Annotated in this window: 8 protein-coding genes; all 8 read right to left on the bottom strand. The window is 69.7% G+C overall.

Going from position 1 to position 9,853, the window contains the following annotated elements:
- Positions 1 to 32: 32 nt before the first annotated feature.
- The 8 genes from IB230_RS16720 to IB230_RS16685 all read right to left on the bottom strand — a co-directional run bounded on the left by IB230_RS16720 (position 33) and on the right by IB230_RS16685 (position 9,838).
- Positions 33 to 398: an I78 family peptidase inhibitor gene (locus IB230_RS16720; RefSeq protein WP_192274004.1), complete on the bottom strand. Its 366-nt coding sequence runs from the start codon at positions 396 to 398 to the stop codon at positions 33 to 35.
- 59 nt (positions 399 to 457) lie between these two features.
- On the bottom strand, positions 458 to 2,281 hold the full coding sequence (locus IB230_RS16715) for a carboxypeptidase regulatory-like domain-containing protein (protein WP_192274003.1): 1,824 nt from the start codon (positions 2,279 to 2,281) through the stop codon (positions 458 to 460).
- Positions 2,278 to 4,449, bottom strand: a complete 2,172-nt coding sequence (locus IB230_RS16710; RefSeq protein WP_192274002.1) for a hypothetical protein — start codon at positions 4,447 to 4,449, stop codon at positions 2,278 to 2,280. The genes IB230_RS16715 and IB230_RS16710 overlap by 4 nt, the downstream gene beginning before the upstream one ends.
- Positions 4,446 to 5,612, bottom strand: a complete 1,167-nt coding sequence (locus tag IB230_RS16705; protein WP_192274001.1) for a BatA domain-containing protein — start codon at positions 5,610 to 5,612, stop codon at positions 4,446 to 4,448. Before IB230_RS16705 ends, IB230_RS16710 begins: the two co-directional genes overlap by 4 nt.
- Complete coding sequence (locus IB230_RS16700; RefSeq protein WP_192274000.1) at positions 5,609 to 6,499, bottom strand: DUF58 domain-containing protein; 891 nt, start codon at positions 6,497 to 6,499, stop codon at positions 5,609 to 5,611. Before IB230_RS16700 ends, IB230_RS16705 begins: the two co-directional genes overlap by 4 nt.
- A 13-nt stretch (positions 6,500 to 6,512) precedes the next feature.
- Entirely contained in the window at positions 6,513 to 7,505 is a 993-nt protein-coding gene (locus IB230_RS16695) for a MoxR family ATPase (RefSeq protein ID WP_192273999.1), read from the bottom strand.
- A 103-nt stretch (positions 7,506 to 7,608) separates the two neighbouring features.
- Entirely contained in the window at positions 7,609 to 8,286 is a 678-nt protein-coding gene (locus IB230_RS16690) for a DUF4159 domain-containing protein (RefSeq protein ID WP_192274433.1), read from the bottom strand.
- A gap of 217 nt (positions 8,287 to 8,503) precedes the next feature.
- Entirely contained in the window at positions 8,504 to 9,838 is a 1,335-nt protein-coding gene (locus IB230_RS16685; protein ID WP_192273998.1) for a TldD/PmbA family protein, read from the bottom strand.
- Positions 9,839 to 9,853: the final 15 nt, after the last annotated feature.

The following is a 9,853-nucleotide window of genomic DNA, read 5'->3' as shown; positions in this document are numbered from 1 at the left end:
GCGGCTCGTCTTCGAAACCTGTCGTGACGCGGTCAGCCGCAGTTGACCGAAGCCGCCGCGCCCTTGTCGTCGAGGATGATGTTCAGACGGTTCGGATTGAAGTCCATCGTCGCCGCGTCGCCTGGCTTGAGCGCGCGCACGGCCTCGGACTTGCTGTCCGTCTTCGCCTGCTCGATGTCCTTCTCGGTCGCGGTCTTGCCGATGATCCACTGCGCCTGGGTGTCGTCGCAGGTGCCGGCGAGTTCGGTCGATGCCGGTTCCGCGGGCGCCGGTTCGGCGGCTTCGGTGGCGGCAGCCTGGGACTGTTCGGCGGCGGCGGTCTGCTCGTCGGCATCGGGCGCGGAGCACGCGGCCAGCGACAGGGTCAGCAGCAGGGCGGGGATCGCGGTTCGGATCATGCGGAACTCCGGAAGAAGGGGACTGAAGGAAGAATTACGCATCGGACATTCGGGACTCGTTAACCGGCGGCCGGACGACGACGCTCCAGCCACCACAGCAGGCCGGCGGCAGCCAGGAAACCGAGGAACCACGGCCATGCCGGCCAGCGTGTGCCTTCCTTGGTGGATGTGGCGGCGCCGGTCGGACGTCGCGACGCCAGCTGCTGCGTCTGCTCGCGCACGGCCATGGCGTGGAGCGTCGGTGCGTCGTCCGCTGCCCGCACGTGGAACGGCGCCGTCGTCTCGCCGATGCCCAGCTGATGCCAGCCGGCGGCGCGCGGCCAGAAGCCGGCGCACTGCGCGGCGCCGCTCGCCGAATCACGCTGCAACCGGGTAACGTCGCCATCCGGTGCGGTAACGCGGGCTTCGTCGGCGAGATCGCAGAGCACGACCCGCTGCGCGACGCGTGCATCGTCCGCCAGGGAATGCGACGCCTCCGCCGTCGTACGCGCGAGCATGCCGACCGCCTGCGACCACAGGGCGGCATGGGCATCGGGGTGTCCGGCCAGCACCAGCGCATAGGTATCGGTCGGCGTCCACGCGCCGATCCGTCCGCGGCCTTCGGCGCGCCGCCAGGCGACCGCGGTGCCATCCGCATCGCGCAACAGCGGGATCGCATCCGTCGACGCCGTGCGCAGCGCACGACGCGACAGGGTTGGCAGGCCTGCCGGTACGGCGTCGGCGTCGACTGGCGTGTCGGTCGTACCGGCGCCGCGGCGGGCGCGCCATGCGTCGTCATCAGGCGCCGGACGCGGCAGGTGGAATTCGGCTTCGTCATTGCCCGCCAGTGACAGGCCCAGCATCCGCTGCACGGCCGGCGACAGCGCGCCGTCGGTGCGGACCAGCACGCCCAGGCCATCGCGCACCGCGGCGGCGAGCGCCGCGCGCTGCCCGTCTCCCAGCGCCGCCGCGCTGCGCGCGTCCAGCAGCACCAGGTCGAAGCGGCGCAGCGTGTCGGCCGTCATCGGCAGCGGCGCGTCGCCGAGCTGCAGGCCGCCGCCCAGGCTGACCTGCAGGTGCAGCGGAACCCCGGCATCGGTAGCCCAGCGGCGCAAGTACTTCCACTCCGCGTTCGGCGCACCGGCCAGGGCCCAGACGCGCGGCGGCGCGTCTGCCTGCGTCCATACCGGCACCGTGGCCGTGTCGACGACACTGCGCGCCGCATCCAGCACCTCGAGGCGGAACACCGCGGGTCCCGGCAGGCGGGCGAGTCCGGTGACGCGGAAGCCGCCCTGGGCATCAGGCACCGACGCCGCAATGCGTTGGCCGGCAGGATCACGCAACACCACGGTCGCGCTCGGCACGCCCTGCACGCGACCGCTGACGTCGAACGGCGCGCCCGGTGTCGCGGTCGCGACCGGCGACAGCTGCACCAGCCCGCGCGGCAACGGCGTCGGAGAAAACGCGAGTCCGCGATCGCCGACGGCATCGCGGTCACGCGCTTCCAGACCGGCGCCGACGACATGGATGCGGTGGATCTCCGGATGCCGGCGCAGCGCGGTGCCGAGGTCCGGCACGCGCTCGGCATCGGCCATCGCAGGGGCTTCCGGCAGTGCCACGCGCGGTTGGCCCTGAAGGTCGGCGGGGAGCGCCACACGATCCGCTTGCGCCGTCATCACCACCAGCGTGCCGGTGGTCGCCGCCTGCCGCGGCGGCAGCAGGGTGAAGTAGAGCAGCCCTGCGACCACCGGTTGCAGCAGGCAAAGCAGGGCGAAGCGCACGGGTGACCCGCGTCGGTCATGTGGCGCACGACCACGCCATAGCGCCAGCCGCACCCACGCCATCACGACCGCGAGCGCGAGCAGCCCGGCCAACAGCGACGGCAGCGCCGCGGTGAGGGTCATCGCGCGGGCTCCTGCCGCAAGGCGTCGAGGTAACGACGACCGGCCGCATCCGCTGCACCACGGCGCGGGACCTGCGCCGGCGGTTGCGGCGAGGCCGACCACAGCAGCGACCGCAGGCGCTGCCGGCAGCCCGTGCAGGCGGGGTTGCCGCGCACCTCGTCGATCGCGGCGAACAGGTCCAGGGCGTCCGGCACGCGCGCCTCGTTGGTCCGCAGCCAGACCTGCAAGGCATCGAGATCGGCGGTGTCCGCGGGTGAGGTGTCGTTGGCCAGCGCTGCCCAGACGCGTGCCGGTGCGGCATCGTCGTCTTTCGATGAAGCGAGCGCGCCCAGCGCGCGCGGCGCGATGCCCTTGCGGTCACCGCCGAGCCGGCGGGTTTCGTCGATCGGCGGCAGCTCCGGTCCCACGCGCGCCAGGTAGATGCGCGTGGCCTGCTGCACCTGCTTGATGTACTCCAGCGCCTTGTAGGCGAATGGCAGTGCCTGGTCGGGATGACCCTGGCGCAGGTGCAGTTCCGACTGCCACATCTGGTCCAGCGCCTTCTTCAGCGTGGCGCGTGTTTCCGGGTCGAGCAGGGTCGCCGCTTCGGCATGGTCGTGCGTGTGGCCGTACGCCTCAAGCACGTCGGCCTCGCGACCGAAGCTGGCGCCGGTCGCGCTGGTCGCTTCGCCGTGACCATGGCCATCGTCGGCCTGAGCGGTTTCGCCGGCATGGTCGTGGCCATCGCCTTCCGCATGATCGTCGTCGGCATCGTTGGTCGGCGGGGGCTGCGGCTCCCCTTCGGCTTCCTCGCCGAGGAACTGCCCGTAGCGCAGCCGCAGAATGCGCTGGTCCACGCCGATCGCGTCGGAGCGGGTGACGAATGTATCGGCCGCCAGGTTGCGCTTCTGCTTCTGCAGCGCTTCGGCGTCGATGATGATCTGGCGCTGGCTGCGGAAGTAGGCTGGCATCACCTTCTTCACCAGTCCCTCAAGCCCGGTGCTTTCCTGGCCGAGGTCCGCCGGCCATCGCAGGATCAGGCCGGGACTCTGCGCGCGCTGCGGCGACGGCGAGCGGTTGTCCTGCACGGTCAGCTGCGCGATCAAATCGTCGCCCACGGCCATGCCCAGCGCCTTCAGGTCCAGCGAGGCGGTGAAGCGGCGCGCCTTTGCCGGACCGGTGCCGCGCAGTGTCATCACCTGTTCCTTGAACGCGATGTTCTCGCCGCTGCCCTGTGCCAGCGTCAGCTTCAGCGTCGCGGTCGGAGCGATGCCGTAATCGTCGCGTGCCTCGAACGTGAGCGCCCAACGCGTCTGCCCGACCGTCACCAGGCTGAGCCCCCGGTCCGGCGCCAGCACCTTCACCTCCGGTGCGCGATCGGGAATCGCGTCGAGCCGTCGCAGCTTGGTCGGCGGTTGGCCTTCGGTGCCGGCGGCGACCACGCGATACAGCGTCGACTTCGCCAGTACATGCGTCGCTTGCCAGGTGTCACCGTCCCGCGACAGCGCGATGCGCTGGCCGTCGTGGAAGACGAGCGCGGCGGCGACCGGTTGCGGCTCGAAGCGCAGCGTCCACGCCAGCCGCGAGCCGACCGGCGCCTTCGCGTCGAGCGTGGCTTCGTCGTGTGCGGCGATGCCGGTGTAGGCGGGCGGTGCGACATGCAGGCGCTGGGCGACCAGATGCGGGATGCCGGGCGCCGTCGGCACCGGTTCGTCGGAAGGCGTGAGCGCGCCGGGTTCGTCGGTGCGTGAGGGCCAAAGCATCGTGGTCGCGATCACGAGCGCCGCGGCGATCCACAGGGCGACGATGCGCGCCCACGGCCAGGGCGTACGCAGGTCTGGCGCGGGTTGCGTGCGCAGGCGCTCGCGCACGCGGGCCTGTTGCAACTGCTGCAATGGCGTCAGAGACGCCGGCGGCGCCAGCAGCAGGTCGGCGCTGTCGTCGAGATCCTTGCGTCGTGCATCGAGTTCGCGGATCAGCCACGGCGTATCGAAGGCGCGCGTCCGTCGCCAGGCGAGGAACGCGAGCAGTGCGATACCCGTGACGGTAATGGCGATCGCGGCGCCGGGCGAGGTCACTCGCCACAGTACGGCGCCCACCGCCACCGGGATCGCCGCGCCCAGCAACAGCTGGCCGAGCCCTGCGTGCCGGCGTACCTGTGCGAGACGTTCCGTTGCCGACAGGGTCATGGCGCCACGTTCCGTGTGCGTCGCGTCGCCATCCAACGCTCGACCAGCACCAGCAGCGCGATCAGCAGCGCGAGCCAGGGCTGCAGGTCGCGCGGCGCGACGGGATAGGTCGCACCACCGGTCATCGGGGCGTAGTCCTTGGCAAGTACGCGGGCAGGCAATACTGCGGGTGTGTCGAACAGCGCACGCAGGTGTTGCGGGAAATCGGCTTCGACCAGCGCCGGCATTACGTCCGGGCGCAGCGGACGGGTGAAGCGCAGCACGCGGCCTTCGCCGCGCGTGCCTGCCTCGACCAGCGTGGTGCCGTCGTCGTCGCGCCATGGCGTCGAGGTCGGCGCGAAGCCGTCGAGCGTGCTGTCGTTGGCCAACAGGATCGTGCCGCCGGACTCGATCCACTGCATGACCTGCGCCGGCACCGGCCCCGGCACCAGCCATACCGACGCTGTCGTCGTGGCAGGCAGGGGCTGGTCCTGGGTGCCGACCTGCTGGGTCGACGACGACGACGACGAAGCCGTTTGCCATGCCAAGGCGGCGGCGCGCAGGTAGCGCAGGCCCATGTCGTTGCCCGCGGCGTGGCGGACGACGAGCGCGGGTGGCGGCGGCACAGGAGAAGACACCGACGCCATCGCGCCGTCGACCACCGTCCATGACACCGCGCGGGACAGTACCGGGCGTTCGGCATCCGCACCCTGCAGCGTTGCCGGCACGACGACGGTCAATGGGATTCCCGACGGCAGCTCGGCATCCAGCTGACGCAGCAGGCTGCCGATGGCAGGGGCGTCCGCAGGCGAGGGTACGTCCAGTGACGGGAAATCGGTCGCCAGCCAGTGCAGTCGTGCGTGCGTGTCGCCCGCCTGCTCGCGCACCGTCGCGGCATCGACGCCGGGCACGGCGACGATCCACGGGCGTGCGTCGTCCGCGCCGGACAGCACCGGCTTCGCCAGCCACAGCGCGATCAGCGCCAGCAGCAGCAGGCGAAGCAGCAGCAGCGGCCATTCGTCGAAGCGGATGCGGTGGCGCGGCTTCGGCTTCTGCCGCAGCCAGCGCAGCGCGGCGAAGTCGGTCGGTGTCTGCTCGTGGCGGCGCGCGAGATGCAGCAGCAGCGGCAGCAGCGCGGCGGCGAGCGCGGCCAACCCGGCGGGCAACAGCAGAGCCAGATTCATGCGTACTCCGCCGCGTCGCGCGCACCGAACAGCCGCCGCAGCGGCAGATCCAGCGGCTGGTCGGTGTAGTAGCGCGCGTGGCGGATGCCGCTGGCATCCAGTCGCGCATCGAGCAGGCGTTGCGCCTCGGCGAAACGTTGCAGGTAATCGGCGCGCAGCGCGACGGCGTCGCCGAGCAGCTCCTCACCGGTCTCCGGATCGCGGAAGCGATGGCCGCCGGTGAACGGAAAGTCGCGTTCCTCGGCGGTGAGCAGCTGGATCGCCAACACTTCGCGGCGTGCCGAGGCCAGGCGTTCGATCAACGCGACCATCGCCTCGTCGAACCCGTCGCTCAACGCCAGCACCAGGTCGCCGGCGCCGATGCGTTCCCAGACCGGAGAGAGCTTCTCGGCGGCGGGAAACATGCCGCCTGCTGTCAGTCCACGCAGTGCCAACAGCAGCTGATCGCGCTGGCGCGCGCCGTTGCCGGGCGACACCAGCCGCACGCCATCGCCATGCAGCACCAGCAGGCCGAAGCGGTCGCCCTGCCGCAGCGCCAGTTCGGCGATGCAGGCGGTCAACCGCCGCGCCGCATCGAAGCGGGTGCCGCGTTCGCCATCGCGCTGCGTCATTGACGCAGTTGCATCGAGCACGATCCACACCGTCAGCGGACTCTCGCGTTCGGCCTCGCGGACAAAGAAGCGGTCCGAGCGCGCGTACAGCTTCCAGTCGATCTGCCGCAGTTCGTCGCCGGGTTCGTAGGCGCGGTACTGGGCGAACTCCAGTCCGGCGCCGCGGCTGCGGCTGTGGTGCACGCCGATCCCCTGCGCGCCGATGGCGCGGCGCGCGGTCAGCCGCAGGTCCTTCAACCGGCTGCGGACGTCGGCGGGGATCAGGTCGTGCGCCACGGCGTGTGAACGGTCAGGCGGCGAACGGCACGCCGCGCAGCAGCGCGGCGATCACGTCGTCCGCACTGACGTGCTCGGCCTCGGCAGCGAACGACAGCAGCAGGCGATGGCGCATCACCGGCTTGGCCAGCGCGAGGATATCCTCGCGCGTCGCCGCCAGACGGCCGTGCAGCAACGCGCGTGCCTTCGCCGCCAGCACCAGCGACTGGCCGGCGCGCGGGCCCGCGCCCCAGCGCACGTACTTGCGGATCTCCTCGGGCACGCCGTCGCCGGGCCGGCTGGCGCGCACCAGCCGGGTGATCCAGCGCAGCAGGTCGTCGCTGACGTGCACGTCGCGCACGTGCTTCTGCAGTGCCAGCACGGCCTCGCCTTCCATCACGCGTGGCACGTCGCCGCCGGCACGGCCGGTGGTCTGCGTCAGGATGTCGTGTTCTTCCTGCTCGGTCGGATAGTCGACGCGGATGTGCAGCAGGAAGCGGTCGAGCTGCGCTTCCGGCAGCGGATACGTGCCGGCCTGCTCCAGCGGGTTCTGCGTGGCCAACACGAAGAACGGCGACGGCAGTTCATGCGTGGTGCCGGCGTAGCTGACGGTGCGTTCCTGCATCGCCTCCAGCAGCGCGGCCTGCGTCTTCGGCGGCGTGCGGTTCAGTTCGTCGGCCAGCAGCAGATTGGTGAAGATCGGGCCGGGCTGGAAGCGGAAATGGCGGTGGCCGGTGCCGTGGTCCTCTTCCAGCAGCTCGGTGCCGAGGATGTCGCTGGGCATCAGGTCGGGCGTGAACTGCACACGGCGGAACTGCAGGTGCAACGCCTGGCCCAGTGACCGTACCAGCAGCGTCTTGCCCAGGCCGGGTACGCCTTCCAGCAGACAGTGGCCGCCGGCAAGCAGGCCGATCAGCAACTGCTCCACCACGTCCTGCTGGCCGACGATGGCCTGGCCGATGGCGGCGCGGAGGTCGCCCAGCTTCGCGAGCTGCTGCTGGAGGTCGGATTCGGTGATGGCGTTCATGCGGTTTCCGTGGAGGTCGTAGAGCGGAGCTTGCTCCGCTGCGGTATCGATGGTGCTAGCCGGAAGAGCAGCGGAGCAAGCTCCGCTCTACGGAGAAGAGAGATCATGTCGTCAGCGCGTAGATCACGAGGTTGACCGCGAACTTGGTGTTGTCCTCGGCCAGGAAGCGCTTGTTGCGCCAGTCGTAGTCCCACTCGCAGCCGTAGTCCTTGTTGCTGTAGAGCACGCCGAGGCGGCCGTTGATCTCGATGCCATGCAGGTATTCGTGCACGAGGTCGTCGCCCCAGCCGTTGAGTTCGAAGCTGGTGGCCGGCGGCCCGTCGAATTTGAAGAACGAGGAATAGATGCCGTGCGTGTTCGGCAGCTTCTTCATCGCCTTCGCGCCGAAGATCGCCGCCATCTGCGCTTCGAACGACTTGGCGAACAGACCGTCGATGTCGTGGTTGCAGTCGTCGACGAAGATGAAGCCGCCGTTGCGCACATAGCGCTCGAAGTTGCGCCGCTCGGCGGGATTGAAGTCCACCAGCTTGTGCCCGGCCAGGTAGCAGAACGGCGCGGCCAGCATGCGTGGGTCGGACAGGGCCAGCACGTGTTCCTTCGGGTCGACGCGCAGGCTGGTGTAGTCGATCAGCGAAGTGATGACGTTGGACGGCATGCGCGCATCCACGTCCCAGTCGCCGGAGTCGTACTTCAGGCGGGTGAACCAGAAGTCGTAGTTGCCCGCCGCACGCGCGTTGCGCGGCGCACCGGCCAGCAGCGCGCCGGCCAGGCCGCCGGTCATCAGGCGGAGGAACTCGTTCCGGGTCACGGCGCCAGCAGACCGCCCCTTCCCCCGCGTGCGGGGGAAGGCTGGGATGGGGGCAAGGGCAGAAGGGGTTTCATCGAAAGGCGTCGAGAGAAAGAGCGGGCGTCGGTGCGATCCGTGGCGCGGAACGCAGGCGGCTTCGTCGGGCCCCCACCCCAGCCCTCCCCCGCAGGCGGGGGAGGGGGCAGAACACTTACACCGCGTCCGACAGCGAGGTGAAGGTGAAGTCGCGAAGCTTCATCGGCGGGATCATCATCACGAAGCTGGACTCGTCGCCGGCCACGCGGACGGGCCTGCCGAGTTCCTCGATGTTGTTGAGCATGATCACCGGCGATTCGTTGAAGCGGAAATTCTTCACCGGGTGCTTGATCTGGCCGTTCTCGATGTAGAAGGTGCCATCGCGGGTCAGGCCGGTCAGCAGCACGGTCTGCGGATCGACCATGCGGATGTACCAGGTGCGCGTGACCAGGATGCCCTTCTGCGTGCCGGCGACCAGCTCGGCGGTGGACTTGGTGCCGCCGGCGAACAGCAGGTTGCCCGGCGAACCGATCGCGCGCTTGCCCTGCTTCTGCGCCCAGAAGCGCGAGTACTCCAGGTTGACCACCTTGCCGTTCTCGACGATGGCCATCTTCTCGCGTGGCAGGCCTTCGTTGTCCCACGGCATCACTTCGGCGCCCGGGTGCCACGGGTCGGCGCTGATGTTCACGCGCGGGTCGTAGACCTGTTCGCCCAGCTTGTTGCCGCCGCCCTTCTTGGACAGGAAGCTGCGGCCTTCGTCGGCCTGGCGCGCGTCGAAGAAGTTCATCATGAAGGAGATCAGGCCGGCGGCCGCGGCCGGTTCCAGGATGACCGTGTACTTGCCCGGTTCCAGCGCCTTGGCCTCGGCCGATTCGCTGGCCTTGCGCATCGCGGTGCGGATGTCGCTGTCGGCCTTGAATGCGCTGGCATCCTTCAGGTTGCGGCCGACCCAGCCGGAACCGCGACCATCCTCGGTGCGTACCGTGCAGGTGTAGTTGAACGCGGTGGCCTTCTGGTAGCCGAAGTTGCCCTTGCTGTTGGCGAAGGCGACGAAGCTCTGGCCGTCTTCCAGGAAGCCGGCGGCGATCAGCTTCTCGGCCTTGCACGGGCCGATCGAATCGGCGGCCACCTGCGCGCGGAACTCCGGCGTGATGGCGGCGGTGGAGTCGCTGAAGGTCGGTGACGCCTTGTAGGCCTGCTTCTCGACGGCCGGCATGAACTCCGGATTCTCCGGGGCCAGGCGGGCGAGGTCTTCGGCGCGTCGCACGACACGTTCCAGTGAGGCGTCGTCGAACTCGTTGATCGTCGCCACGCCGGTGCGCTTGCCGAACGCGACCTGCACGGCGAGGTCGGTGTTGCTGACGATGCCGCTGGTGGAGACGTTATTCAGCGCGAAACGGATGTTGCCTTCGATCGAGCCGGTGAGGGATGCGGTGCACTCGTCCGCCTTGGACAGCGCAAGGACCTTGTCCAGGATGGCCTTGGCCTGCGCTTCGGTGAGGATGCTCATGTTCTAGGGTCTCCT

The sequence above is a fragment of the Pseudoxanthomonas sp. PXM01 genome, from assembly GCF_014851815.1.
Taxonomy (GTDB): Bacteria; Pseudomonadota; Gammaproteobacteria; order Xanthomonadales; family Xanthomonadaceae; genus Pseudoxanthomonas_A.
This window is presented reverse-complemented; position numbering and strand designations above follow the sequence as displayed.